Consider the following 26039-nt stretch of genomic DNA (forward strand, 5'->3'; position numbering starts at 1 on the left):
CGATCAGGCTGCCTTGATCGCCACCACCGCGTCGACTTCCACGGCAACGCCCAGCGGCAGCGCCGGGACGCCGACTGCCGCGCGGGCGTGCTTGCCCGCTTCGCCGAACACTTCGAGCATGAGGTCCGAAGCGCCGTTGATGACCTTGGGCTGATCGGTGAAGTCCGGTGTCGAATTAACAAAGCCGCCAAGCTTGACCACGCGCTCAACCCGGTCAAGCGATCCGAGCGCCGCTTTCAATTGGGCAAGGATCATCAGGCCGCAACCGCGCGCTGCTGCCATCCCTTCTTCCAGAGAAACATCATCGCCAAGACGACCCTTCACCAGTTCGCCTTCAACAAAGGAAATCTGGCCGGAAACGTAGGCAAGATCGCCCTGCACCACGACCGGCACGTAACTGGCCACCGGGGCCGCTGCCGCTGGCAAGGTGATGCCAAGTTCCTGCAAACGTTGATCGATACTCATGCTGCATTTCCTTCCAGTCTTTCCATCAGCCACGGCAGGGCTTCGGACCATTGGTCAATCCTTGCGTCGGCATGCCCTGCCTTGTGGGCGCAATCGATAGCATCAGCGATCATCGGTTCGCCGCAAAAATGCAGGCGGACCACATCGGGAGTGGTTTCCTTTACCGACAGGTGATGCTGCGACAGATCATCGATGAAGAGCGCACGGCTGGGCCGGAATTCTTCGACGATCTTCCGCAGGGCAGGCCCTTTGGGGCCCTGATTGGTGAAGACCTGCGCGTGAAGCCCGTGCTTCGCCAATTGCTCGGCTCGCTTGTCCCGCCGGAAATCGACCAGATTGGTGAGCACCACAACATCGGCATGCTCGTTCAATTCGTTCAGTGCCTCGACAGCGCCTGCGATTGGCAGTTGGCGGTCCATTTCAGTATCGAAAAAGCCGCCAAGTTTCTTCCAGATCTCATCCGGTTTCAGCAGTTCGCCGCTCTCGCGCCAGCGCAACGCTTCGCTGAAGTTGTGGCCTTCGAGGTTGAAATCGACACCCTGGCTGTCCTCCAGCCAATCCTTGAAGTGCGCAACCATATGCAGGATCACTTCGTCGCAATCGCTGATGATGAGGGGGCGGCTCATTGGGCAAGGTCCTTTCGCGCGGCGACCAGTTCTTCGGGTGTCACCGCCAGTGCTTCGGCAGCGCGGATCAGATCGGGTTCGTGATTGGCAAGAAAATCAAGCGCCGATCCCAACACGGTGGGGTCGGAAAGCCCGGCTCGCAGCGAATTCGGATCAAGTCCGGTCAGATCAAGATATCGCTGGGCGCGGTCATCATTCTGCAAAAGCCAGCCGATCGCGGCCAGCGCCAAGGTGGCAGCGCGCGTTGCGGCTTCGGGAGATGGGGAAGCCTTGGAAGGCTGTTCATGAGCGTGCGGGATTGTGATGACCTCTTTGCAGGGTTAGGCAGCAACAGGATAAGCGCAAATTCGGGGCTCTCAGTGGCAAAGCGTATAATGGTTGTCGAGGACAACGACCTCAACCGGAAATTGTTCTGCGACGTGCTGAAAGCGAACGGTTTCGAAGTCGATCCGGTGGCTGACGGTCATTCCGTCTTGGAAGCCGCGCGCACCACGGCGCCGGATCTCATCATCATGGACATTCAGCTCCCCGGAATATCGGGCGTCGATCTTATCGCCGCGGCCAAGCAAGACCGGGCGCTCAAGGAGATACCGGTTCTGGCGGTTACGGCTTTTGCGGCCAAGGGTGATGAGGAACGCATCCGTTCCGCCGGGGCATCAGGCTATCTCTCAAAGCCGGTATCGATCATGCCGTTTATGGCCGCCGTAAGGGAACTCCTGCCCGCTTAGGTGAGAGTGAATTCTGCGGCGTAAATAAGCCAGGTGACCAGAATTCCCGCAAGAAAGATGCGATAGGCAAGCGTCAGGAAACGATATTTGCGGTGGTATAACACCCGGCCATTCTGGTGGATATCCCGCAGCATTGTGCGGAACAGTTCCTCGTCGGTGGCAAACCGGTCCAGCAAGAATTCGACCCACTCGTCTTCTTCCATCGCAGCGAAATGGCCGAAAAACAGGGGGTTGATCATTGCCTGATCCTTGGGAGGCTTGCCAAGGGAGGGCAAGACCGAAGCGACCGCAAAAAGCGAGGACAGGAATGCCGTCGCCGCAAGGCTCAGCGTTGACCAGGTGATAGCTTCGCCGATCAGGCGCGTCACCGCGAGCGAGAACACGACAAAGGTTGCGCCGATCAGTATCGAGGCCTTTTGATCGGCCATTTGTGACAAGGTCAGCGTGTTGACCTGTGCGGTGCGCAGGAGATGGACCGACTGAGGTGAGAACACGCGCTGTTCTTCCACCTGACCTTCCCGCTGGACCGCTGTCGAATCAGCCTCAGCCACGTGATTTATTCCCCCACCTGTTTGCCGTTCCGCTTTGCCAGCGCGGTGAAACCTTGACAAGCTTGGCGCCGAATGCGCTTTGCAAGCGTTTATGAGCAATCCCGCCCTTTGGGCGACGCAAACAAGAGCAGTTTTTCACCATGACCGAAGCCGAAGTCGACGATCGCATCCGCACCTTGATCGAACCCTTCAACAAGAAGGAAATCGAGATCGCCAACGACACCACATTTGCCAACGATCTTGAATTCGACAGCCTGACCGTGATGGATTTCGTGGCAGAAATCGAAGACGAATTCGACATTATCATCAGCATGAACCAGCAGGCCGAAATCGAAACCTATGGTCAGTTGATCACTGCAGTGCACAAGCTGCAGGATAATTGATAGAAGGCACTCCATGACCGAGAGCGATACCAAGCCCCGCGGCGACCTTTTCTCCAAGTTCGACGACTTCATCCAGGCGCGCGAAACCTTGCTTTCGAGCGGGGTGACCGATCCGTTCAGCCTGGTGATGGAGAAGGTAGTTTCGCCGACCCGTGCAATCTGCAACGGGCGCGAAACAATCCTGCTGGGCACCTACAACTATATGGGCATGACCTTTGACCCGGATGTGCTGGATGCGGGCAAGCGGGCGCTGACCGAGTTCGGCTCTGGCACGACGGGCAGCCGCGTTCTCAACGGCACCTATCAGGGCCACAAGGAATGCGAGGACGCGCTCAAGAAATTTTACGGGATGGATCACGCAATGGTCTTCTCGACCGGGTACCAGGCCAACCTCGGGATCATTTCGACCATTGCCGGAAAGGGTGATTACATCATCCTCGACATCGACAGCCACGCGTCGATCTACGATGGCTGCGCGATGGGCCGGGCCGAGGTGGTGCCGTTCAAGCACAACGACATCGAAGCGATGGAAAAGCGGCTGCGGCGTCTTCCGGAAGATGCGGGCAAGCTCGTTGTGCTCGAAGGTGTCTATTCGATGCTGGGCGATGTCGCGCCGCTCAAGGAGATGGTCGCTATCGCCAAGAAGTATGGCGCGATGGTGCTGGTGGATGAAGCGCATTCGATGGGCTTCATCGGTGAGAACGGTCGCGGTGTCTGCGAAGAGCAGGGCGTGATCGACGATGTCGATTTCATCATCGGCACGTTCTCGAAGAGCGTTGGCACCGTTGGCGGCTTCTGCGTATCCAACCACCCGAAATTCGAGGTGATGCGCTTCGTTTGCCGTCCCTACGTCTTCACCGCCAGCCTGCCGCCGAGCGTCGTTGCCACCGCTGCGACTTCGATCCGCAAGCTGATGCATGGCGCCAACAAGCGCGCGCATCTTTGGGAGAATTCAAAGCGGTTGCACGCCGGATTGACCGAACTCGGTTTCCAGCTTGGCACCAGCGAGCCGCAGAGCGCGATCGTGGCGGTGATCATGCCCGATCTCGAACGCGGAGCGATGATGTGGGAGGCGCTGCTTCAGGGCGGGCTCTACGTCAATCTGGCAAGACCGCCTGCAACGCCTGCAAACATGACGCTCCTGCGCTGTTCGCTTTGCGCAGAGCATTCGGCCGAAGAGGTCGAGACGATCCTCAAGATATTCGAACAGGCCGGCAAGGCCACCGGAATCATCTGATCTGACGGAAAGAGATCGCCGGAGCTCCCTTGCAGAGCTCCGGCGATCCGCTTGTCAGACAGCCTCTCCCACAGTCTGACCGTTTTCGTCCTCGGCCTTCTGCTCGGGGAAGAGGGGCCACATCAATTGCTGCCCAAGGCTTGCCGGCGCGAGGTTTTCCACCCCGTAGCTTTGCGGATAGGTCCGGGTGATTTTCGCGGTGCCGAAAAGCACGTCCCAGAAAAACAGCAGGTTCCCGTAGTTGCCCTTGTAGTGGACAGCGGGATCATCGGCGTGGCGGCCGTGATGTGCATGATGCGTCGCCGGGGTCGAAATCGTCCGTTCAACCAGCCACATAACCGGTGAAAGCCACTTGATCGAATACAGCCGCCGATCCCATGCGACATCGCAATGCGCGCCAATGATCACGGTCATCTTTACGATCAGATAGCCGGCATAGACCCAGCCAAGCCCGAGGTAGACCAGCACACCGGAGAACCACAGGCCCGGCATCATCGCGTAGTAGAACAGGTTGTTCCGATAAACGAGCCGGACCGACATGTAGCGCGCGTTGTGGTGCGCCCGGTGCAGATTGTAGAGCCAGGCGAAACTGTGGCTGGCGCGGTGCCACCAGTATTGCATCATGTCGTCCAGCACGAGGAACAGCAGGATCGCGAGCAGAACGTTGAGGCCTTGAAGCGCCCCCGCCCATTCCGGTGCGACCGCCCACATGATTCCGGCCGAAGCGAAAACGATCATGGGTTGAGTGACAACCAGCAGCATCGCCGTGCTTACCGCTTCGACGATGCCGTCGTCGCGGGTCTGTTCATCCTTGGTGAACAGGTTGGAACGCCACAGCTCCAACAGGCCAAAACCCAGATAGATGGCAAGAATGGCAATCGAATATGCTGGCACGGCTCTCTCTCCTTTGACGGAAAGGGCGATAGCAGCTAATCGCGCGATCAAATGTCAGATATTTTACATTCTAGTTCGCGATCGCTCAGCGCGCCCATGCTGTTCTCCGCGCTTCCCGATCATTTGCGCGAAGAGCTTCGATCCGGGTCGCCGCTTTCACGCTTTGAGGAAGGACAACTTATCCAGCAACGCGGGGAGGAGGCGGCCGGATTCTGGCTGACCGAGAGCGGTTCGGTGACGGTTGGGCAATTCCTGCGATCAGGCGAATTTCGGGGAGTTGCCGTGCTGGGGCCGGGCGATTCCTGGGGGGAACTCGCAATGTTTGCCCGGCGTCCGCGCGTGGTCGATGCCATTGCCCGGACCGGGTGTGAGGTTCGCCATATTCTCGCCTCGCGGTTCGAAGCGGCTCTGCAGAAAGACCCGAGGTGCATGCGCTCGTTATTGGGGGCCTTGTCCGGACAGTTTCAGGAAGTGCTGGACGTTTTCGCAGGGATCCGGCGCGGCACGGCGACAGCGCGGGTTGCCGGCCTTTTGGCAACGCTCGCAGGAGCGTCCTCGGGGACGGCGAAGCTTGAAATTTCCCAACAGGAGCTGGGCGAATTGCTCGGATTGACCCGCGCGACTGTCAATGCCGCGCTCAAACATCACGAAGCGCAAGGCAGTGTCAGACGCTTCTATGGCGGGGTGGAAGTGATCGACCGGGAAGCGCTGCAGCAGGCGTCGCTGGAATAGATAGGCCGGCGCCGGAACTAGAGCGCGTCGCCCTGCACCTGCGTGGCGCTGTCGCAGACGTGCGCTTCGCCATCCTGATCGTCGCCGCCCGCCAGCTGGGTGAAAGCGATGAAGCCGCCGACCACCAGCACCACGAACGCGGTGGTCACCCAGCCCAGATATTTGTCGATGATCGCCTTGATCGGCGCGCCGAAGATCTGGAACAGTATGCCGACCGCCATGAAGATCAGCGCCCGGCCCGCCAGCGCGGCCAGGGTGAAGGTCAGAAGGTCCATCTCGATGAACCCGGCGGTGATCGTCATCAGCTTGAACGGCACCGGAGTGCCTGCGGCAAAGAACACCGCCAGCGCGCCTTGTTCGCGGATGTAACAGGCTGCGACCGGGAAACTTTCCGCAAGGCCAAGCGCACTCAGCAACCACACGCCCACGGTCTCGAAGAGCATGAAACCGATAGCATAGCCGAACAGCCCGCCCAGCACCGATGATATCGTCGCCACCAGCGCAAAGCGGATCGCCTTCTTCGGCTCCGCAAGGCACATCAGCCCGAGCAGCGGGTGCGGCGGGATCGGGAAAAAGCTGGATTCGATGAAACAGAAGAAGGCCAGCCACCAGATCGCATGCGGATGCGCGGCCTTGTCCATCGTCCAGTTATAAAGAGCGCGCAGCCAGGCCATGTCTGATGGTGTTCCTTCCCGGTGAAGGCGCGCCATTACGGCAGCACAACGGTGCATGCAACACGAGACATATAACCCATTTGGTAATTTTTCTTGACATCGTCGCGCTCTTTGGTTATACGTCAGGCAACATCGAGAAATACCGATTCGCCAGCACGATGTTTCAGGCGGCCTTCCACCTCGGGAAGCGCCGCCTTTTCTTTTGCCGTTTCGGGAGATCATGCATGGCCAGAAGGGCAGTCGCCAGGTCAAGATTCCAGCACACATAAAGGAGGGCGAGAAAGAAGCCCTCACCCGCCATTGGCAAAAGCATTTCCTCGATCACCTCGCGGAAAGCTCCAACATCACCGAATCCGCCAAGGTGGCCGGCAATGGCTGGCGGCGCAATGGGAGGGATATCTGCACCTCGAACTCGAAGTGTTGCGGCGTTTGCCCGAAGGCGATCTGACGACATCTGGGTCGGACACATATGACTTCGCCAACGCCATCCGGCTACCTACCGCCCACCGCGATAACGCCGCGAGGGCACAGGCGGCGCAGCGTCACGGCAACGCTAGTGGAGTATCCGCTTCGATCCATCTCGCTACGCTGGCGAATCTAGAGCACGCGGCCAAAAGAAGTTCGGCATTGATGCGAATTTGGCGAAAACCGCTCGCGCAAGCCAAGTAGTGGCGGGCGAGCTCCGCGTCAGTCAGACAGGCGCTGCAACTAGGGACAAACGACCTGGCTGCACAGCACCACTATTTAGCGAGCCCATCCGTCATCGTTCGAGTTGTTGTCCGAGCCCACAGAGGACGCATCATCGCATCACGGAATGGCTAAGATTAATCACGAACCAGCATCCAAGTCGTGTCCACCCCGCCCAGGAGAGCGACATTCTTGCAACAGTCAGGACCCATTGATCGCTTGCCTCTTCTCTGGGGAGAAGTTAAAGGCAGAAAGCGCCTCAGACCTAAGAAAAGGGGAATTATACAATGCGTAAATTTGTCATCGGTATTGCGATGGCTTCTACCGCGCTCACCACGCCTGCCATGGCCCGCGAAGGTCAGTGGTATATTCAGGGCGATGCTGGTGTGATGCTTGTCGAAGACATTACGTTTGACGTTAATGGCAATCCTGGCGATGCCGTAGCTGACCACGACCGCGGGGGAGACTTCGGAGGGGTCGTTGGGTATGATTTCGGCGCTTTCCGTTTGGAAGCTGAAGCGAGCTACAGGACCGCAGACCTAGATGAAGTCTCGGCTGGCACATCGGGTCTGGTTTCATTCCCAGATGCTTCGCAGCCTGGAGGTTTTAGCACTTTCAGCGGGGTCCGTGATGCTGGCGGTGAATTCAATGCTCTAAGCTTCATGATCAATGGACTCTTTGACTTTGGTTCGGATGACGGGATTCAAGGTTTTGCTGGCGCCGGTATCGGTGTTGCGCGCGTGGACCTTGAGGGGCAGATTTTCTCCGACCTTCCTGCGATCTGGGACGATTCAGACACTGGATTGGCTTGGCAACTGCTCGCGGGTGTTCGCGCCCCGATCAGCGACAGCTGGGACGTCGGCCTGAAGTATCGCTACTTCAACGCCGTAAATGTCAACATCATTGACCCACTTGGCCGGCCGCTTGAGACGGATCTGAGCACCCACTCACTGCTGGGCTCGATCACCTACAACTTTGGTGGCGACGTAGCACCGCCTCCGCCGCCGCCGCCGCCTCCGCCGCCGCCTCCGCCGCCGCCGCCGCCGCCTCCACCTCCACCGCCGCCGCCGCCTCCGCCGCCACCGTGCAACACTGGCCCCTACATCGTCTTCTTTGACTTCGATGAATCGGTCATCACTGCGGATGCTGCGACGATTCTCGACAATGCCGTCACGGCATATGCGAACTGCGGTACGGCAAACGTGATGCTGGCTGGTCACACCGACCGTTCCGGTAGCGTGACCTACAACATGGGCCTCGCAGAACGTCGTAACGCGAGCGTGCAGCAGTACCTCACGGGCCGCGGCATTCCCGCATCGCGCATCAGCAGCGAAGCGTTCGGCGAATCGATGCCGCGCGTTCCGACTGCAGACGGTGTCCGTGAGCTGCAGAACCGTCGTGTTGAAGTCACTTACGGTCCGGGCTCGGGCATGTAAGCAACGGCTTCAAGCCAAATTCGAGAAAGGGGTCGGAAATTTCCGGCCCCTTTTTCTTTGTTCAGCCACGATCCGACTACTTTGGATCATTACGCTAGATATCTGGCCAAAATCCTATTCTCGGAATGCAGCGATCTCCCCGCGCTTATCGTCGCTGACCGATAGGCGTTCGACAGAACTCTCAGTCGCTCTCTCTTCATGAGGGCGGCGCCCCAGAAACGCACGTTACCCATTGCGCGAGAATACTGGCTGTAACTGGCAAATGGCGATGCACACGATCCACCAGCGCCGCCCCTGTTACGAACGGAAACGCATCTGAGAACCATCTCTATGTGATCCCTCGCAGGCTCACATATTCCACCCATAACGTGACTGACCACCGGGCCTCGACCTCAGTGGACGAGCCCCGACTGTCTTCAATCGAAGACTTCGCCAGCAGCCTTGGCCCGTTCGACTACGGTTCTGTTCGCATGAGGCACCAGTCTTATTGCGGCGACCAGGAGTGCGAGACCGATCGGCGTGATCCAGAGCGTCGAAAGGACGCCGATGCTCAAATTTCCGTCGTTTTGTGCAGAAACATAACCCGCAGTGTACGGCCCGAGAGCAAGACCGACCAAGGTTGTCGCGAGGAAAAAGGTAGCCGTAGCAGTGCCTCGCATTCGAGGGAGGACTAACGCCTGACTGCTAGCTGCAGCCGCACCAAGCGCGGATGCGGCCAGAGCGCCGACGACAACATTCAGAACGATAAACAAACCGAAGCTTTCGGTTGTATATTGCACGACGGCAAACGGGATCGGGCTAAGCAGCCCGAACAATATTACCCAAACCCGGCCGGCCTGCATCCGCGTAAAAAGCGCATCGGCCATACGTCCACCAAGGATCACACCGAGGAATCCTCCTACGGCACCGCCTCCGCCCAGCCAGAAGCCCAACTCTCCCTTAGAGACATCGAAAACGCGTTCAGCGTACGGCGCGCCCCAATACGACGCCGAATAGGCCATGAATGCTACTGTGCCGTACCCTAGAATGGTACAAAGAAAAGCTGGTGATCCCCATGTTAGAGCGAACGTGGGATAATCTCGGACCCGTAGTGCTGTTGCCCATGAGAAAACTGCATAATAGCCGATAGCCAGCAAGAACCACTGATCTGTGATCCAGGGAAGAATGCGGCCCGGCCCGGATTTCAAAATCTCGGTCAAGGCATAAGCAAGTGCGATACTTCCAATGAACACCGCAATATTCAACGCAAGGCTCAACGCACCGCGTGAAGCGGCACCAAAGAATGTGAAACCCGGTATAATCGTATAAAGCTCACGAACGAAGCCACGAAACGGGTGGGGGTCTTCAGGCGTTGATAGCCCATCAATCGCACCACGAGCTGGTTCGCGCAGTGTGAAGACCCACAGCGCTAACAGGAGGCCGGGCAGCCCCACCGCAATGAATGCTGCCTGCCATCCAGCAAGCCCCAAGGGGCCACCGTCCGGGAAAGCATTATTCCAATTGTCGACCACCAAGCCCCCAATCGCGAGGGACACGCCTCCACCGATATACAGACCGGAACTATAGATTGCCAAAGCAGTCGCCCGGAGCCGGGCCGGGAACCAATCAGAAATGAGTGAATACGCCGAAGGGCTTGCTGTCGCCTCACCAACGCCAACGCCAATTCTCGCAACCGTCAATGTACCCGCGTCGCGCGCGAATCCGGATACTGCCGTCATTGCCGACCAAAGCGTCAGGCCGAGGGTCATCAGTCGAATGCGCTTCCAACTGTCTGCCAGTTTGCCCAATGGAATTCCAAAAAGGGCGTAAAAGATAGCGAATGCCGTCCCATACAGAAAACCCAGATAGGCATCATCAACGCCCAGATCCGCTTTGATATCGTTGGCTAGGATTGAGAGGATTTGCCGATCAATGAAGTTAAGCACATAGACCACGACGAGCACGCAAAGAGCATACCAGCTGTAGGCAGGAACAGTTGCTTCCACCTGACCTTTCGAATCAGGCTTCTCAACGTCATATTCACTCAAGTCACTCTCTCCCGAAACAGCTCAGCGATCGGCACCCAATCAGTGGCGCGCTCTAGATTGCGTACTTCGTGCTATCGACAATTCCTGCCTCCGCAAAACCCTTTTTCCGTAGTCTGCAGGAGTCACATTCGCCACAAGCGATCCCTTCAATCGTCGGGTCATAACAGGACCAACTCCACGATGGATCAAGCCCAAGTCGAGCGCATTCCCTCGCGATATCCGCCTTCGTCATATCCTGGAGCGGAGCATGCACCACGAAGGGATGGCCTTCGACACCCGCCTTTGTCCCAAGCCGTGCCGTCTCCGCATAGCTGGCAATGAATTCCGGGCGACAATCCGGATATCCTGAATAATCGAGCGCATTTACGCCGATATATACGTCGCTCGCACCAAGGGATTCGGCGCATGCTGTCATCAAAGATAGAAACACAAGGTTTCGCGCGGGCACATACGTAACTGGAATGTCATCTCCGACACCAGCTTTGGGAACATCAATTGAAGAAGTGAGGGCGGATCCGCCGAATGCCCGCAAATCCAAGGAAATTTCCGTTCGGCTCGCCAATCCCAGCTTCTCGGCGATTCGCTTGGATGACAACAGCTCAATTCTGTGCCTTTGCCCGTAATCAACGGTCAGCGCGTGAACCTCAAACCCCTCTTCCAGGGCGATCGCTGCGGTTACCATCGAGTCAAGGCCACCCGATAGCAGCACCACCGCCCGGCGCGGCATCCCATTGTGTTCAGTCGAAACCATGAGTTTGGCTTAACGCCAGTGGATTATTTAGCAATCATTGCGGCGCTGTCGGGCTGCAGTTAGCAGTCGCCGGTTCGCCTCCCTTCAGCTGCGAACTGGAACGGGATGCCTGAGGATATTCCTTGGCTCTCGATCTGAACCAAGCCGCCAGCTTCCTTGCGAATGTTCGTTCGGCCATAGCCATTGCCGGGGCAAGTATATTGAACTGTAATGCGGTTTGCAGCGTCCTCGACCACAAATCTGCTGCAGCCTTGATTTCCATGCCGCAGTTGGATCAATTCCTCTCCGCTTCGCACACAGATTTTTCGATCAGGGGAACCGTCGCGATGCTTGATAGTCCACTCCCCCTTCGAAAGAGTTCGCAACATTGTGAGACTGTCTGCCTGCGCAAGGGCAGGCAAACCAACCGACGCGACCAATATGGTCAGGCCGATCATTGCTCCATTCGAAAAATTGTGGCGACTTCCAACCATCACAGTACTCTCACAGGCCTTCTGTGCAATTTCTTGCACACAATGGGACTGGCGCGATGAGCCGTGCCTGAACAGCGGCCAATCGTTAGATCGCGAGCTCAAAGGTTCTGGCACAGAACGCGCAATCCACAGCGATCTTGCCATTCTCTCCCCGCATGGCATCACGTTCATCTTCGGGAAAACGCGAAATTACTGATGTATAATGCGCCGGAGAACAGCGGCACCCGCGAGCGAGCGACTGCCCCGGCTGTATCCGTACGCCATCCTCTTCGTGAAACAGACGCCACACCACGTCCTCAAGGGACAGGTTTTGATCGAGGAGTTCTTCGTGAGTTACCGATGCCGTCATGATCGAGACATGTTCCCAATCGGGGTGATCCATGCGCACGTGCAGCCTTTCGCGACCGACCTCCCCATCCGCTAAATGCTGTATCAAGAGGCCCGCTGCAATTCGCCCTGACGAATTCGATCTGCTCGCGGCGCGGATTAGAGTCGGGACCTGTTCCGACTGGCTGAAGTACATCTGACACGCTTCGGAAAGTGAGTCCCCTTCGAGGGGCACAATGCCTTGATAACGGCGTCCACCCCCGGTTTCGAATGTAATTGCCAGATAGCCTTGGCCGAACAAGGCTGAAAGTTCTGAGTTGGCCCCAAGGTCAGCCAGTCGGTCGGCATCAAAATCGACATAACCGCGCAGGCTTCCCCCCCGATAGTCGCACACAAGCAGCGATACCACGCCATCACGCGTCTGAGCCTGCATAGTAAGTTGGGCGTCGTCAGAATCGGCCTTAAGCAGTCCACCCATAAGTGCAGCAAGTACGAGCGCTTCGCTGAGAAGGTGTGTGATTGGCGGTGGATAGTCATGCGCTGACAGGATTTCGTCCAATACCCGATCAAGGCGCACGATGCGGGCTCTCGCATTCCGCGAGGGCAAGGTGAAGCCGAGGAGCTTGTCAGCGAAGGTGTCGTGCGAGGTTTCCATGACTTGCCATATGGGAACTACGGATACGTGAAATAAGCCCTCACACCATCCGAGCGCTCAGCACAAGAGACCGAAACTCCAAAGCAGCACTGACTTTTGGGCATGGATCCGGTTTTCAGCCTCGTCGAACACGACCGAGTGCGAGCCTTCGAAAACAGTCTCGGTCACTTCCTCACCCACATGAGCCGGCAGACAATGCAAGAAAATCGAGTCCGGCTTGGCAAGCGCCATGATCTCTGAATTCACCTGATATGGAGCCATGGCGGTCCGCTTCTCGTCGGCGTCCACCTGTCCCATGGATATCCAGGTGTCGGTGACTACTACATCCGCGCCAGTCGCAGCCGCACGGGCATCATGCGTCAAAGTCACCGATGCACCTCCAGCGCGAGCCTTCTCCACGAACTCAGTAGAGGGTTCGAAGCCCGGAGGTGTAGCGACCCGAACGTTGAACTTGAACAAGCCAGCAGCTTCAAGAATCGAGTGGAGGACATTGTTCCCATCACCAAACCACGCAAGCTCGAGGCCTGGCAAGGACTTACCTTTCTCTACGATGGTGAGTAGGTCTGCGACGATCTGGCAGGGGTGCGACTGATCGGTCAGGCCGTTAATCACCGGCACACTGGCAAAGCGTGCCATTTCCTCGATCTTGGCGTGATCATCGGTTCGCAACATGATTGCATCTGCCATTCGGCTAAGTACCCGAGCCGTGTCGGCGATCGTTTCCCCACGCCCAAGCTGACTGGACCCGGAATCTAAAATGAGAACGCTGCCGCCAAGCTGCCTCATAGCTACATCAAAGCTGACCCGTGTTCTGGTCGAATTCTTCTCGAAAACCAGTGCCAGAACCCGGCCTGCCAAAGGAAAATCAGCATCCGGATGCCCCTTGGGCCAGTCACTCCGAGCAGCCTTGCGATCGATCGCATCTGCAATCATGGCCGCAATTGCGTCCGCTCCCGCATCCTCGAGATCAAGGAAATGAAAAGGTCCAGTCGACTGGGGCATCATGCAGACTCGGGGATCGTAAAGTTTGCAGCTCCAGCTGACAGCTTCTCGAAGAATTCCTCGATCTCGACATCACCGATAACCAGTGGTGGGATAATCCGCAGCGTGTTGTCGCCAGCGGCGACAGTCAAGAGTTGATGATTGTCGCGCAAGTGGACGAAGAACGGCCGGCTTTCGACCTTCATCTTGAGCCCGAGCATCAGCCCTTTGCCCCGAACAAGTTCAAACAGGTCGGGGTAATTTCCAATGAATTGTTCAAGCCGGGAGCGAAGGCGTTCCCCCTTCTCGGTGACTTCCGCCAGAAATTCCTCATTCGCGACGGCATCGAGCACCGCGCTCCCTGCCGCCATCGCGAGAGGATTGCCGCCATATGTTGAACCGTGCGTGCCGAAAGTCATGCCGCGTGCGGCCTTCTCCGTTGCGATCACGGCACCCAATGGAAATCCACCGCCGAGCCCTTTGGCCGTCGCGAGGATATCCGGTTCAATGCCATAATGCTCATAGGCGTACATTTTGCCCGTTCGCGCAACGCCGCATTGCACCTCATCGAGCACCAGCATCAGATCGTGCTCGTCGCAAAGCGCCCGCAGACCCTTCATGAAGGAATCGGACGCAGGGCGAATTCCACCTTCACCTTGGATCGGCTCAACCAGAAAGCCAGCGGTATTCGGACCAATCAGAGCTTTCGCCGCGTCCAGATCGTCGAACTCCGCATATTTGAAGCCCTCCAGCAACGGTGCAAAGCCCTGGTGCATCTTGGTCTGGTTAGAAGCGCTGATCGTCGCCATCGTACGACCATGAAAGGCATTGGAAAATGTGATCAATTCAAACCGATTGACATCCCCTTGGTCACCCGCATTCTGGTGATAGGCACGCGCGGTCTTGATCGCCCCCTCGACAGCTTCCGCGCCCGAATTCGTGAAGAACACCGTATCCGCGAAAGTCGCATCAACCAACTGCTGTGCCAGACGTTCGCCCTGCGGACTGCCGTAAAGATTTGAAACGTGCATCAGGGTCTCGGCTTGGCGCTGGATCGCTTCAATCAGGCCCTGATGCGAATGGCCGAGAAGATTCACCGCAATACCGCTTGCAAAATCAAGATAGCGCGTGCCGTCCTCGCCAATCAGGTGGCAGTGCTCTCCGCGCACTGGGCGCACACCGCAACGGGGGTAAACTGGCATAAGCGGGCTGATCGACATCAGAAATTTCCTTGAGCTCGGAATTATTGTTTTAAAACAAAATGGCGGCCCTGTCAGAGCCGCCATTTCCGAATAATCTAGGGCCGCTCTGTCATTGGGTCAAACGGCCAGAGTGGGGTGCCTGATCAGCTTTGGACAGGCACCAGATTGACGGCCGAATACTTTCCTCGTCGATCAACTTCGAGGTCGAACTCGTAACGCTCGCCTTCATTGAGTTCCGAAAGGCCAGAACGCTCGACGGCACTAATGTGCACGAAGGCATCCGGCTGGCCGTCATCACGAACCAGAAACCCGAAACCCTTCATCGAATTGAAGAATTTGACCGTACCGGTAGCTTTTTCGCCGGTCAGTTCGCGCTTGGGCGGGCTCGCTGCTTGCGGCGCCGCAATCACATCGCCCACGACCTGAAGATCCTGTGCAGAGATTTTGCCGCCACGATCCACAAGGTTGAATTCGAGTTCCTGCCCTTCAGCCAAGCCTTCGAGGCCGGCACGTTCGACTGCGCTGATATGGACGAAAACATCTTCTCCACCACCCTCTTGAGCGATGAAGCCAAAGCCTTTCTGGCCGTTGAAGAATTTAACCGTGCCTTTGCCAGTGCCAACGACCTGGGCAGGCATGCGGTTGAAACCGCCGCCACCGCCGCCGCGACCACCACCGCCACCGCGGGGACCACCGCCGCCAAAGCGGTCGCCGCCACCGTGGCGATCACCACCACCGAAGCGATCGCCGCCGCCGAATCGGTCACCACCACGATCATTGCCGTAATCACTCGGAGGCGGAAACCCGTCATTCCCGCCAAAAGGATCGAAACCGTCCTCGCCGAAACCGTCGCGCTTGTCCCGACCGCGCCGACGTCCCCTGTCGTAACCCATATCTTAAGTCGTACCTTACCACGCTGCCCATCCTGAGAAGCGCTGGCGACGAGGGCAACGAGTCGCACCAGACGCCGATGGAACAGCCGAAAACGCCGAACCCACCGTCTGTTTGTCCACATAGCGCACAAAGCGCCGCTATGCGAACGATTTAACCTATCGCCGCTTCATCGCGCAAAAATATGACATTTTCGCAAGTACTCGCAGGCACCGCTTGGATGCCACGCTTGCGAAAGCGCCCTTTGATCGGCATCTCGCTTGCTAGAACCTATGAGGAGCAAAATACCGATGCCCGACTTTCGACCCTTGAGCGACTCGGTCTTGGCCAGCCCGCAAATCTCGATCGAAGACGTTGCGAATGCCAAGAATGCTGGAGTTGCCCTCATAATCAACAACCGACCAGACGGTGAGGACCCTTCCGCTCCGCAAAGCGCCGACATTGAAGCCGCAGCTACTGCTGCGGGGCTGGCTTACACCGCGATCCCGGTTGGCCATTCCGGCTTCAGCGAAGTGCAAGTCGACCAGATGATAGCTGCCCTGAATTCGGCACAAGGCAAGACGCTCGCTTATTGCCGATCGGGAACGCGATCGACTCTACTTTGGGCACTTGCTCAGGCGAAAAACGGGATTTCACCAGAGGAGATTGCGCTGGCCGCGATGAAGGCAGGGTATGATGTCAGCCCGGTTCGCCCCATGTTGGACATTCTATCGTCCAAGTGATCCGCTACTGGCGATAATCGAGCGGGGGAGCCCTGTCTCCGAGCAGCGAACGATAGACGTAATCCGGCCCGCGAGCGGCATCAAACTCAACCCGGGCAGCATTGCGGAGATCTTCGTTGGTGAAGAGGTCGACTGCCATCAAGGCCATGGCCTTGGCCGCCACCTGCGCTCCTTTGTGACCGATCGAATGCCCGCTAGCCGCGACGGCTTGCCAGCTGTGTGCGCTCGTTCCGGGGACCCAGGTGGCAGTACGAACTCCAACCGTTGGCGTAGCCCAGGATACGTCCCCCACATCAGTCGAGCCATAGCCTAGGCTTCGGGTGTACGGCTGGATTTCAGCAGCACTTTCAAGCGGCTCGGCCGCATCACCCAGCGATTTCTGCAATTCCTCAGCCCATGCACGTTCTTCCGGCGAATAATTGACGCCGCCAACCATCTCGAGTTTGGCCTGCATCGCGCGAGCGAGCGTTTCATTCACCAGCAGGGGGTTGTTGCCGTGAATGATTTCCCAATCGACCTCGGTACCGGTTCCCAATGCTGCGCCCCGGGCCGCATTCTCAAGTCGTTCCCATATCGCCTCAACACCAGCGGGATCAGGATGCCGGACATAATAGAAGACCTCGGCAAAATCAGGGACCACATTGGGAGCATTGCCGCCGCTGGTGATGACATAATGCATGCGCGCATCCTGGGGCATATGCTCATGCATCATATTGGCCATCATGTTCATCGCTTCCGCACCGTCGAGCGCACTGCGACCACGCTCAGGGGCGCCAGCTGCATGGGCCGATACCCCGGTGAAGCGGAATTTGGCAGAACGATTGGCCAGACTGGTCCTTGCAGCAGCGCTGTTTTCGTCATCCGCATGCCAGTGGATCGCAATATCGACATCGTCGAACAAGCCCGCGCGGGTCATGTAGACCTTGCCCGATCCGCCCTCCTCCGCAGGGGTTCCGTACAAGCGGATGCGGCCCGGCGTGCCCGTAGCTTCAAGCCATTTCTTCACTGCAATCGCGGCGGTTAGAGAACCTGCTCCGAACAGGTTGTGGCCACATGCATGCCCGGCACCCTTGCCCTCCACCGGATCGCGGGTGGAAGCGCCCGACTGGTTGATGCCCGGCAGAGCATCCATTTCCGCCAAGATCGCGATGATCGGCCCGCCTTCCCCCCATTCGGCGACGAAGGCGGTCGGGATTTCCGCAATCCCCGACTCAATCCGGAATCCTTCGCTCGCGAGTTCAGCCTGCATCAATCCGCTCGAACGCGATTCGAGATAACCAAGCTCGGCCAAGTCCCACAGTTCCTGTGCAACCCGCGCCGTACGATCTGCTTGCGAATCCACCACGACGATTGGATCCGGCCCTGCGTGGTTGTCAGCCGCTAACGGGGCAGTCCCAAGAGCCAATGCCCCGAGGGCGGTGGTCGAGAAAATCGTTCCAAGCAGTTTCATGGTGGTCTCCTTGCAAGCCTGCTTGCCGCAAAAGCCGCTCCGTGCCAATCCTCCGGCGCAGGAAAGACGCGCCATGGAAATACACCCCCTCATCCTTCAATCCGGTGGTTCGCTTGTAGCCATTCTGGCGCTGTACGGTCTCGCCCGGTGGCTTGGCCTCGGCGGATCGCCTTCGTTGAAGGATACCGATCTGCTTGCCGCAGTAGCAGACGAGGTGGATACCGGTTTCACGATCGAGCAAGCGGCAGTCGATCGTGGCGGGGCGAGCGCATTGGTGAAGCATGCGGACGGCCGAATCATGGTCATCAAGCGTCACGGCAACAGATACGCTGGCCGTATTCTGGACAAGGGTGCAAAGGTCCGGGAAGAAGTCGACGCAATCGTGGTCGACTGCGGAGAGGCGCGTTTCGGAACGGTCAGATTGTCGATCGAAAATCCGGCATCTTGGGCCGACACGATCAACCGGCTATAGGTCTGCGCAACCATGCCCGACTTTTCTCCCACCCAATATGCTGTCCCGCTTTTCGTCGCGGCCGTCCTAGCCGAGATGGTTTGGGCGAGGTTTCGCCGCTCTGAAGCCTACGAGCCCATGGACACGCTTGTCAGCCTTGCATTCGGCCTCGGATCAACCGTCGCAGGTGCACTATTTGGCGGATTTGCGCTCTACGTCTTCATCGCGACATACGAGTATCGCCTGTTCGATTTCGGGCCTGAATGGTGGTCTGTCTGGTGGGCATGGCCAGTTTGCTTCGTTCTGGACGATTTGAAGTATTACTGGGTCCACCGCGCGGGGCATCGCATTCGCTGGATGTGGGCAAGTCATGTGAACCACCATTCCAGCCAGCACTACAATCTTTCGACAGCGCTCAGGCAAAGCTGGACGGGCGCCTTTACCTTCGGGTTCCTCTTTGCCATTCCGCTCGTGCTCCTCGGATTTCATCCGGCGATGATCGCGATCTGTGGCGGGTTCAACCTCATCTACCAGTTCTGGATCCATACCGAGGCAATCGACAGGATGCCCCGCTGGTTCGAAGCGGTAATGAACACCCCTTCTCACCACCGGGTCCATCATGCGACGAATCCACGTTATCTTGATCGAAACTATGCCGGGGTTTTCATTGTCTGGGACAAAATGTTTGGGACGTTCGAGCCGGAAACCGACGAGGAAAGAATCCGTTACGGGATCGTGAAGCAGTTGGGCAGCTTCAACCTGCTGTGGTCGGTGTTGCATGAATGGATCGGTATGCTTTCCGACATCTGGCACAGTCCTTGGAAGCACAAGCTTTCCTATCTCCTGCGGGAACCGGGCTGGACGCACGACGGAAGCCGGGAGACATCGGACATGATCCGCGAAAGATGGCGTAAAAGCATCGGGCAGTCCGCCAAGCCAAATTCAGTTGCACCCAGAAACCCGATTGCAGGCCAAGGCGAAGCTGCCTAATCTCTCCGTCCAAGAGGAGAGATCATGGAAAGTTTTGACTACATCGTCATTGGCGGTGGCAGTGGCGGCAGCGCGGCAGCGGGACGACTTGCCGTTGATGGAACACGCCGGGTATGCCTGATCGAAGCGGGCGGGCGGAATGATAATATTCTCATCAAGACCCCCGGCTTCATGCCCTTCATCCGCAATTCCTCGAACTACAAATACGAGACGGTTCCGCAAAAAGGATTGAACGGCCGGATCGGATACCAGCCGCGTGGCAAGGGGCTGGGCGGTTCCTCAGCCATCAACGCGATGGTCTACATCCGCGGGCACAAGTGGGATTACGACAATTGGGCTGCACTCGGCTGCGACGGGTGGTCCTATGATGACGTGCTGCCCTACTTCAAGAAGGCGGAATCGAACGAGCGCGGCGAAGATGCCTACCACGGCGCAGGTGGCCCCCTGTTCGTTTCGAACCAGCGATCTCCAAACCCGACCAGCCTCGCCTTCGTCGAAGCCGCTGCCGAATTGCAGTTGCGCACGAACAACGATTTCAATGGCGAACGGCAGGAAGGGTTCGGCCTGTATCAGGTCACTCAGCGCGATGGGGAACGCTGGTCTGCTGCGCGCGGCTATGTCGAACCGATCCGCGAGCAGGGCAATTTCGCGGTCCGCACCAACACTCTTGTCGAGCGGCTGGTGGTCGAACAAGGCCGCGTGACGGGCCTCATGGTGAGACGTGGCGGGCGCTCGGAAATGCTCTATGCCCGGCGGGGCGTCATACTTTCGGCTGGCGCGTTCAATTCACCGCAAATTCTGATGCTGTCCGGCATCGGGCCTGCCGAGCATCTCAAGCAACACGGCATCGATGTAGTGCTGGATCGCGAGGCTGTGGGCTCGAACCTGCAAGATCACATCGATTATGTATCGGGCTGGCAGACGACGTCTGATGTGCCAATCGGCGGAACGCTTAAGGGCACTCTCAAGATGGCCGGGGCAATCTTTGAACACAGGCGCAAACGCACCGGCGCGATGACCACCTGTTACGCCGAAGCCGGTGGATTCTGGACGGTGATGCCGGACAGCCCCGCTCCCGACGTGCAGTGGCATTTCGTGCCCGCCGTGCTTGAAGACCACGGGCGAGAGAACGTGAAGGGCTATGGCTTTTCGCTCCACGCCTGCGTCCTTCGCCCCGAAAGTCGCGGTACAGTGCGGCTGGGGTCGCGCGATAGCGCGGCGGCACCTGTGATTGATCCCAACTTCCTTGATGATGATCGCGATATCGCCGTTCTGCGCGAAGGCGTGCGCCTGTCCCACAGGATTGCCGATGCGCCCGCGCTGCAGGCGTTTGGGCCAACTGATCGTCACCCGGTCGATCTGAATGACGATGCCGCGCTCGACGAACTGATCCGCAATCGCGCCGATACCGTCTATCACCCTGTGGGTACCTGCCGGATGGGAGCGGATGATGAAGCGGTGGTCGATCCCAAGCTAAAGGTGCGCGGGCTGGACGGCCTGTGGATCGCCGATGCCAGTATCATGCCGCGCCTGGTAAGTGGCAATACCAACGCTCCCAGCATCATGATCGGAGAGCGCTGCGCCGATTTCGTGAAAGCTGCCGAAAGGGTTCCCGCCTAAGAAAAAAGGGGCCGAAGCACTCTGGCTCCGGCCCACTGTCAGTCTATTCGTTCGCAGGAGGAACGTCGGTTGGTGGGGAAAGGGGAAGAGGAGAGAGAAACCTTCCCCCACCAAACTGTTGATCAGTTGTAGGCGCGCTCCCCGTGTTCGGAGATGTCGAGCCCGTCGTGCTCGGCCTCTTCAGAGACCCGCAGTCCGATCGTGTATTTGACCGCCGCACCAGCAATCAGGGTGCCAATACCGGCCCACGCGATAGTGATGAGAACGCTCTTGATCTGGATCCAGAGCTGGAGCCCGAGCGGATTGGCGCCTTCGCCAGCCGGACCGCCGAGGAAAGCCTGGTAGACGACTGCTGTACCGACTGCGCCGACCATTCCGCCCACGCCGTGAATGCCGAAAGCGTCAAGCGAATCGTCGTAACCGAACTTCTGCTTGGCTTTGGCGACCGCGAAATAGCAGACCGCCGAAGCGATGATGCCGAGCAGGATCGCACCGAAGGGGCCGCTGTTGCCGGCAGCGGGGGTAACCGCAACCAGACCGGCAATGACGCCCGAGCAGAAACCCAGTGCCGAACCCTTGTGGCCCGCCAGCTTCTCGATCACCATCCAGGTCAGCGCACCGGCAGCGGTGGCAACGAAGGTGTTGATCATCGCAAGACCAGCGGAACCGTCGGCTTCGAGCGCCGAACCGGCGTTGAACCCGAACCAGCCCACCCACAGGAGGCCCGTGCCGATCATGGTCATGACCATGCTGTGCGGCGGCATTGGCTCAGTCGGGTAGCCCTTGCGCTTGCCCAGCATGTAGGCGAGCACGAGGCCCGAAACACCCGCATTGATGTGCACAACGGTGCCACCGGCGAAGTCGAGAGCGCCATCTTCGAACATCAAGCCGCCACCGGCCCAGACCATGTGTGCGATCGGGAAGTAGACGATCGTCAACCAGATCGGCACAAACATCATCACCGCGCTGAACTTCATGCGCTCAGCGGTCGCGCCCAAGATGAGCGCTGCGGTGATCGCCGCAAAGGTCATCTGGAAGCTGATGAAGACATACTTGCTGATGACTTCATCGGTGAAGGTCGCTGCGGTGCTGCTGGCGTCGGTTCCGGCGAGGAAATAGCTCCCGCCGCTCACGAAAAGGCCCAAAGTGCCTTCGTAGGTCGTATCGCCAAAGGCGAGGCTGTAGCCCCACATCACCCAGATGATCATGGCAAGACACGCCGTTGCGCCGACCTGGGTCATGGTCGAAAGCATGTTCTTCGAGCGGGTGAGACCGCCGTAAAACAGCGCAAGACCCGGAAGGATCATCAACATCACCAGCACAGTTGCCGTCATCATCCAGGCATTGTTGCCGGGATTGGGCACCGCTGCCGCAGCCTCAGCGGCAGGGGCTGCCAGAGCAGGCTGCGCGATCATCACCGCGCCCGCGCCCATGGCGGCCAATTTCGAGAAGAATAGTTTCATCGGTTTGGTCCCCTTGTGTCAGAGCGCGGTTTCACCGGATTCGCCTGTGCGGATCCGGGTCGCCGATGCGAGGTCGAGTACGAAAATTTTGCCGTCACCGATCGCTTCGGTGTTGGCGGTCTGCTGGATCGTCTCGACCACCTGCGCGGCGATGTCGTCGCTGGCGGCGATTTCGAGCTTCACCTTTGGCAGCATGTTGGTGGAATATTCCGCGCCGCGATAGATTTCAGTCTGGCCCTTCTGGCGACCGAAGCCCTTGACTTCGGAAACAGTCATCCCGGCGACCCCGATGGCACCCAGCGCTTCGCGGACCTCATCGAGCTTGAATGGTTTTATGATGGCGATGATGAACTTCATCCGTGCCCCCTTTGGCTATGCCGGCGGATCCGGCTCCCAAGGGTCAAGCAAGGGGCGTGCCATATTTCTGAAACACGCCTTCCGCAGCGGAATCAGGGCATTTCTTCGCACTTGCACAATCGCGTGTGCACAAAATTTAGTCTTTTGGTCACAATTTAGGCAGGGTCAGCCAATTTGTTGCAGGAATAACCGGGTGGCCTGACATTTTCTGACGTCAGGATTCACTCTCCCGCAATATAGCGTGCACTGGGCCGCGTCGGCAGCCCGTCGATGCTGCTGGTGCGCTTCGCCATTTTGGCCTCCCATTCGGCAGGATCGCTTTTGCCATGATACTTCTTGAGCGTATCGCGTTCAGCCTCGAAGCTCATGAAAGGCACGCCCCACCCGCAGCTGGTCTGCACACTTTCCACCTCGATCACGAAAATCTGGCGGGTTCCGGGCAACAGGGTGAAATGCCCGGCCAGATCATCCCACTCGTCATCCTGAGGCAGCACGGGCCGCCCCTTGCCGTAAATACGCAGAATAAGGGCCGGCTGCTGGAAATTGCAGAACATGATCGTGATGCGCCCGGCATCCGCCTGTGGGGCGACAAGGTGGGCGTGCGTCTCATTGCCCGACCCGCCAAGATCCAGATAGGCGACACGGCCCGGCCCAAGAACCCGAAAGGCGTCATAACCCTTAGGGCTCAGGTTGATCCGGCCATCGGCGGCAGCCGTCGCCACAAAGAAAAGCGGCTGCTGTTCGATCATCGCCACATGCTTGGGTTCTAGCGCTTCGAAGAAATCGGACATGTAGCTGCTCCGGTTAAAGTCAGAGAAAGTCGCGCAATACGGCGATAAAGCGATCGAACTGATCGTGATGGAGCCAGTGCCCCGCCTTTTCGAACTCGATGACCTTTGCAGTCTTGAAGTGGCGGATGCGACCATCCTTTTCCGGATTGGAAGCCCAGCTGTCGGCACCATAGAGCAGCAGTGTCGGGCAGGTGATCGCGCTCCATGTCGCCTCGATGAATTCGTCGGCAACATCCTCAACACCCCAGACATTCAGGTGCGGGTCGAATTTCCAGCTGTAGGTCCCATCCTCGTTGCGGTTGACGCCGTGGATTGTCAGATGCCGCGCCTGATCCTCGGTCAAATAGGAATTCTCCTCGATCATCCGGGCAAAGGCGGCTTCGATGCTGTCGTACTTGCGCGGGGTGCGGCCAGCGGCGGAACGCTTCTTCTCGATCCATTCGCGCATGCGTTCAGGGTAAGGGGTCGCCCTTTGTTTGTCGCGCCATTCGGGCGAGGGCCCCAGACCCTCGATTGCGACCAGCTTCGTCACCATTTCGGGGAACATGCCCGCATAGCGCAATGCGACGTTGCCACCCATCGAATGGGACACAATGCGAACCGGCCCGACGCCAAGCTGATGGATCAATTGGGCCAGATCATAGACCATGTCGCCGGCGGAATAATTGCCGTCGGATACCCAATCGCTGTCACCATGGCCGCGATGATCCATGGCAATGACGTGATAGTGCTCGCGCAAGGCCTCTGCGGTCCAGTCCCAGCTGCGCGCATGATCACGCCCGCCGTGGACCAGCACAAGCGGCGGCTTACCGCGTCCACCCCAGTCCTCGTAATTGAGACGCAGGCGCTGCGAGATAAAGGTTTGCGATGTCGGGCCGGATGAAGGGGTATGTGCGTTCATGGCAATGGCTTTGCCGCGAACCGCCCCCTCTCGCAACCTTACCTTTCCTTCGTCGCCGAAAAGGTTAGGTCAGGGTTCTTTTCCATCTGGTAGTTCACGTCCCACGGGCTTTTGGCCATGAACACCAGATCGCCATCGCGATCGCGGGCCAGATTGGCGCGGTTGAAGCTTTCAAACTCGTTGAGCGCCTTTTCATCACCCTTCAGCCACCGTGCAGTGGCGAATGGCGATGCCTCAAGCGCGGCTTCCACCTTGTATTCCGCCTCCAGCCTCGAAATCAGCACTTCCAGCTGAAGTTGACCGACCACGCCGACAATGTGGCTCGCACCAATCTCCGGGTAGAACACCTGGATCACGCCCTCTTCGGAAAGGTCGTCCAGCGCCTTCCTCAACTGCTTGGTCTTGGTCGGGTCTTTAAGCTGGACCCGCCGCAGGATTTCAGGGGCGAAATTGGGCAGCCCGGTAAAGCGCACCTGGTTCCGCTCGGACAAGGTATCGCCCACCCGCAAGGTGCCATGGTTCGGAATGCCGATGATGTCGCCCGCTTCGGCTGTGTCCGCAATCTCGCGATCCTGCGCGAAAAACAGGATCGGCGAATGTACTGCGATCGGCTTTCCCAGACCGCTGGGCGTCAGCTTCATGCCGCGTTTGAATGTGCCCGACACCTGCCGCATGAAGGCAATGCGATCGCGGTGGTTGGGATCCATGTTGGCCTGCACCTTGAAGATGAAGCCGGTGACTTCGTCGCGGGTCGGCGGGATCTGATCTTCACCCGCAGGCTGCGGACGCGGCGGCGGAGCGAAACGGGCAATCGCCTCGATCAGCTCGGTCACGCCGAAATTCTTCAGCGCGGACCCGAAGTACACTGGGGTCAGGTCGCCGTTGCGGTATGCTTCGAGGTCGAATTCGGGATAGCCGACCTGAGCCAGCTCGATTTCCTCGGCGTATTCTTCAGGGATGGCGGGATCGCTGTCTCGCTTGCCCAGAAACTCCTTCGAAGGCCCTTCGGGGCGGCTCACCTCGCCCGAAGCGAAGTCCAGCAGGCCCTCGAACTGGCCGCCCATGCCGATCGGCCACATCTGCGGGCTGACGTCGAGCGCGAGCATGTCCGCAACCTCGTCCAGCGTCTCGAAAGGATCGCGGCCCTCACGGTCGACCTTGTTGACGAAGGTGATGATCGGAACCGAACGCAGGCGACATACCTCGAACAGCTTGCGGGTCTGCGGCTCGATGCCCTTGGCCGCGTCAATCACCATCACCGCGCTGTCGACTGCTGTCAGCGTTCGGTAAGTGTCTTCCGAGAAGTCTTCGTGACCCGGCGTATCGAGCAGGTTGAAGGTCACGCCCTCGCGCTCGAAAGTCATCACCGACGAAGTGACCGAGATGCCGCGCTGTTGCTCGATCTTCATCCAGTCCGACCGCGCACGCCGCGCCGCACCGCGCGCCTTGACCTCACCGGCCAGGTGGATCGCGCCGCCCTGCAGCAGCAGCTTTTCCGTCAGCGTGGTCTTGCCCGCGTCAGGGTGCGAGATGATCGCGAAGGTTCTTCTGTTTGACATGGCAATCAGGCCACA

29 protein-coding genes are annotated in these 26039 nt (G+C 58.5%); 10 read left to right on the plus strand and 19 right to left on the minus strand.

What is annotated here, in order from left to right; all coding sequences use genetic code 11:
• Positions 1 to 3: 3 nt before the first annotated feature.
• The 3 genes from AABA34_RS00835 to AABA34_RS00845 are packed head-to-tail and all read right to left on the minus strand — an operon-like array spanning position 4 to position 1321.
• On the minus strand, positions 4 to 465 hold the full coding sequence (locus AABA34_RS00835; protein WP_034955685.1) for a RidA family protein: 462 nt from the start codon (positions 463 to 465) through the stop codon (positions 4 to 6).
• Positions 462 to 1091 (minus strand): hypothetical protein, encoded by a 630-nt coding sequence (locus tag AABA34_RS00840; protein WP_034955686.1) that lies wholly within the window; start codon positions 1089 to 1091, stop codon positions 462 to 464. The genes AABA34_RS00835 and AABA34_RS00840 overlap by 4 nt, the downstream gene beginning before the upstream one ends.
• Entirely contained in the window at positions 1088 to 1321 is a 234-nt protein-coding gene (locus AABA34_RS00845; protein ID WP_034955687.1) for a DUF3572 family protein, read from the minus strand. The genes AABA34_RS00840 and AABA34_RS00845 overlap by 4 nt, the downstream gene beginning before the upstream one ends.
• A 129-nt stretch (positions 1322 to 1450) precedes the next feature.
• On the opposite strand from AABA34_RS00845, the gene AABA34_RS00850 reads away from it, so the two are divergent.
• A complete protein-coding gene (locus AABA34_RS00850; RefSeq protein WP_034955689.1) occupies positions 1451 to 1819 on the plus strand; it encodes a response regulator in 369 nt (122 codons plus the stop codon).
• On the opposite strand, the gene AABA34_RS00855 is transcribed toward AABA34_RS00850, so the two are convergent.
• Entirely contained in the window at positions 1816 to 2370 is a 555-nt protein-coding gene (locus AABA34_RS00855; protein ID WP_051700172.1) for a Pycsar system effector family protein, read from the minus strand. The genes AABA34_RS00850 and AABA34_RS00855 overlap by 4 nt on opposite strands.
• A 140-nt stretch (positions 2371 to 2510) precedes the next feature.
• Between AABA34_RS00855 and AABA34_RS00860 the strand changes: the two genes are divergently transcribed.
• Together AABA34_RS00860 and spt are read left to right on the plus strand one after the other, a co-directional pair.
• Positions 2511 to 2753, plus strand: coding sequence for an acyl carrier protein (locus AABA34_RS00860; protein WP_034955691.1), 243 nt, complete (start codon positions 2511 to 2513; stop codon positions 2751 to 2753).
• Positions 2754 to 2766: 13 nt separating this feature from the next.
• The gene (gene spt / locus AABA34_RS00865; RefSeq protein WP_034955692.1) at positions 2767 to 3990 is read left to right on the plus strand and encodes a serine palmitoyltransferase; all 1224 of its coding nucleotides are present in this window, start codon (positions 2767 to 2769) and stop codon (positions 3988 to 3990) included.
• A gap of 54 nt (positions 3991 to 4044) precedes the next feature.
• Here the strand turns inward: spt and AABA34_RS00870 are convergent, their stop codons facing one another.
• Positions 4045 to 4884: a sterol desaturase family protein gene (locus AABA34_RS00870; protein ID WP_034955693.1), complete on the minus strand. Its 840-nt coding sequence runs from the start codon at positions 4882 to 4884 to the stop codon at positions 4045 to 4047.
• 51 nt (positions 4885 to 4935) lie between these two features.
• Here AABA34_RS00870 and AABA34_RS00875 point away from each other — a divergent pair, with 51 nt between their 5' ends.
• On the plus strand, positions 4936 to 5616 hold the full coding sequence (locus AABA34_RS00875; protein ID WP_338303487.1) for a Crp/Fnr family transcriptional regulator: 681 nt from the start codon (positions 4936 to 4938) through the stop codon (positions 5614 to 5616).
• Positions 5617 to 5633: 17 nt separating this feature from the next.
• Here the strand turns inward: AABA34_RS00875 and AABA34_RS00880 are convergent, their stop codons facing one another.
• Positions 5634 to 6290: a YqaA family protein gene (locus AABA34_RS00880; RefSeq protein ID WP_034955695.1), complete on the minus strand. Its 657-nt coding sequence runs from the start codon at positions 6288 to 6290 to the stop codon at positions 5634 to 5636.
• A gap of 220 nt (positions 6291 to 6510) precedes the next feature.
• On the opposite strand from AABA34_RS00880, the gene AABA34_RS00885 reads away from it, so the two are divergent.
• Complete coding sequence (locus AABA34_RS00885) at positions 6511 to 6738, plus strand: hypothetical protein (protein ID WP_338303488.1); 228 nt, start codon at positions 6511 to 6513, stop codon at positions 6736 to 6738.
• 526 nt (positions 6739 to 7264) lie between these two features.
• Positions 7265 to 8413, plus strand: a complete 1149-nt coding sequence (locus AABA34_RS00890) for an OmpA family protein (protein ID WP_338303489.1) — start codon at positions 7265 to 7267, stop codon at positions 8411 to 8413.
• Between the two features lie 416 nt (positions 8414 to 8829).
• Here the strand turns inward: AABA34_RS00890 and AABA34_RS00895 are convergent, their stop codons facing one another.
• The 7 genes from AABA34_RS00895 to AABA34_RS00925 all read right to left on the minus strand — a co-directional run bounded on the left by AABA34_RS00895 (position 8830) and on the right by AABA34_RS00925 (position 15722).
• Positions 8830 to 10440: an MFS transporter gene (locus AABA34_RS00895; RefSeq protein WP_051700173.1), complete on the minus strand. Its 1611-nt coding sequence runs from the start codon at positions 10438 to 10440 to the stop codon at positions 8830 to 8832.
• Between the two features lie 52 nt (positions 10441 to 10492).
• Positions 10493 to 11191 (minus strand): 7-cyano-7-deazaguanine synthase QueC, encoded by a 699-nt coding sequence (gene queC / locus AABA34_RS00900; RefSeq protein ID WP_084155825.1) that lies wholly within the window; start codon positions 11189 to 11191, stop codon positions 10493 to 10495.
• Positions 11192 to 11250: 59 nt separating this feature from the next.
• On the minus strand, positions 11251 to 11628 hold the full coding sequence (locus AABA34_RS00905) for a hypothetical protein (protein ID WP_252259193.1): 378 nt from the start codon (positions 11626 to 11628) through the stop codon (positions 11251 to 11253).
• A 121-nt stretch (positions 11629 to 11749) separates the two neighbouring features.
• The gene (hslO, locus tag AABA34_RS00910) at positions 11750 to 12646 is read right to left on the minus strand and encodes an Hsp33 family molecular chaperone HslO (RefSeq protein ID WP_338303490.1); all 897 of its coding nucleotides are present in this window, start codon (positions 12644 to 12646) and stop codon (positions 11750 to 11752) included.
• Between the two features lie 57 nt (positions 12647 to 12703).
• Entirely contained in the window at positions 12704 to 13651 is a 948-nt protein-coding gene (gene argF / locus AABA34_RS00915; protein ID WP_338303491.1) for an ornithine carbamoyltransferase, read from the minus strand.
• Positions 13648 to 14847, minus strand: a complete 1200-nt coding sequence (locus AABA34_RS00920) for an aspartate aminotransferase family protein (RefSeq protein WP_034955704.1) — start codon at positions 14845 to 14847, stop codon at positions 13648 to 13650. Before AABA34_RS00920 ends, argF begins: the two co-directional genes overlap by 4 nt.
• Positions 14848 to 14972: 125 nt before the next feature.
• Complete coding sequence (locus AABA34_RS00925) at positions 14973 to 15722, minus strand: cold-shock protein (RefSeq protein ID WP_034955705.1); 750 nt, start codon at positions 15720 to 15722, stop codon at positions 14973 to 14975.
• 288 nt (positions 15723 to 16010) lie between these two features.
• Between AABA34_RS00925 and AABA34_RS00930 the strand changes: the two genes are divergently transcribed.
• Positions 16011 to 16442: a TIGR01244 family sulfur transferase gene (locus tag AABA34_RS00930; RefSeq protein WP_338303494.1), complete on the plus strand. Its 432-nt coding sequence runs from the start codon at positions 16011 to 16013 to the stop codon at positions 16440 to 16442.
• Positions 16443 to 16446: 4 nt separating this feature from the next.
• On the opposite strand, the gene AABA34_RS00935 is transcribed toward AABA34_RS00930, so the two are convergent.
• Positions 16447 to 17892, minus strand: a complete 1446-nt coding sequence (locus tag AABA34_RS00935; RefSeq protein ID WP_338303495.1) for an amidohydrolase — start codon at positions 17890 to 17892, stop codon at positions 16447 to 16449.
• Positions 17893 to 17965: 73 nt separating this feature from the next.
• Here AABA34_RS00935 and AABA34_RS00940 point away from each other — a divergent pair, with 73 nt between their 5' ends.
• From AABA34_RS00940 to AABA34_RS00950, 3 genes are read left to right on the plus strand one after another with little or no spacing between them, the layout of a single operon-like run.
• Entirely contained in the window at positions 17966 to 18364 is a 399-nt protein-coding gene (locus AABA34_RS00940) for a hypothetical protein (RefSeq protein ID WP_338303497.1), read from the plus strand.
• A gap of 12 nt (positions 18365 to 18376) precedes the next feature.
• Positions 18377 to 19333: a sterol desaturase family protein gene (locus AABA34_RS00945; protein ID WP_338303498.1), complete on the plus strand. Its 957-nt coding sequence runs from the start codon at positions 18377 to 18379 to the stop codon at positions 19331 to 19333.
• 24 nt (positions 19334 to 19357) lie between these two features.
• Positions 19358 to 20953, plus strand: coding sequence for a GMC family oxidoreductase (locus AABA34_RS00950; protein ID WP_338303499.1), 1596 nt, complete (start codon positions 19358 to 19360; stop codon positions 20951 to 20953).
• A 122-nt stretch (positions 20954 to 21075) separates the two neighbouring features.
• On the opposite strand, the gene AABA34_RS00955 is transcribed toward AABA34_RS00950, so the two are convergent.
• The 5 genes from AABA34_RS00955 to AABA34_RS00975 all read right to left on the minus strand — a co-directional run bounded on the left by AABA34_RS00955 (position 21076) and on the right by AABA34_RS00975 (position 26024).
• Positions 21076 to 22416, minus strand: coding sequence for an ammonium transporter (locus AABA34_RS00955; RefSeq protein ID WP_445083747.1), 1341 nt, complete (start codon positions 22414 to 22416; stop codon positions 21076 to 21078).
• An 18-nt stretch (positions 22417 to 22434) separates the two neighbouring features.
• Positions 22435 to 22773 (minus strand): P-II family nitrogen regulator, encoded by a 339-nt coding sequence (locus AABA34_RS00960; RefSeq protein WP_034955711.1) that lies wholly within the window; start codon positions 22771 to 22773, stop codon positions 22435 to 22437.
• Positions 22774 to 22994: 221 nt separating this feature from the next.
• Complete coding sequence (locus tag AABA34_RS00965; protein ID WP_338303500.1) at positions 22995 to 23564, minus strand: pyridoxamine 5'-phosphate oxidase family protein; 570 nt, start codon at positions 23562 to 23564, stop codon at positions 22995 to 22997.
• Positions 23565 to 23583: 19 nt separating this feature from the next.
• Positions 23584 to 24465 (minus strand): alpha/beta fold hydrolase, encoded by an 882-nt coding sequence (locus AABA34_RS00970; RefSeq protein ID WP_338303501.1) that lies wholly within the window; start codon positions 24463 to 24465, stop codon positions 23584 to 23586.
• 38 nt (positions 24466 to 24503) lie between these two features.
• Positions 24504 to 26024 carry a peptide chain release factor 3 gene (locus AABA34_RS00975; protein ID WP_338303502.1) on the minus strand — a complete coding sequence of 507 codons (1521 nt, stop codon included), beginning with the start codon at positions 26022 to 26024 and terminating at the stop codon, positions 24504 to 24506.
• Between the last annotated feature and the right edge of the window lie 15 nt (positions 26025 to 26039).

It is taken from the genome of Erythrobacter sp. Dej080120_24 (assembly GCF_036322605.1).
Taxonomy (GTDB): Bacteria; Pseudomonadota; Alphaproteobacteria; order Sphingomonadales; family Sphingomonadaceae; genus Erythrobacter; species Erythrobacter aurantius.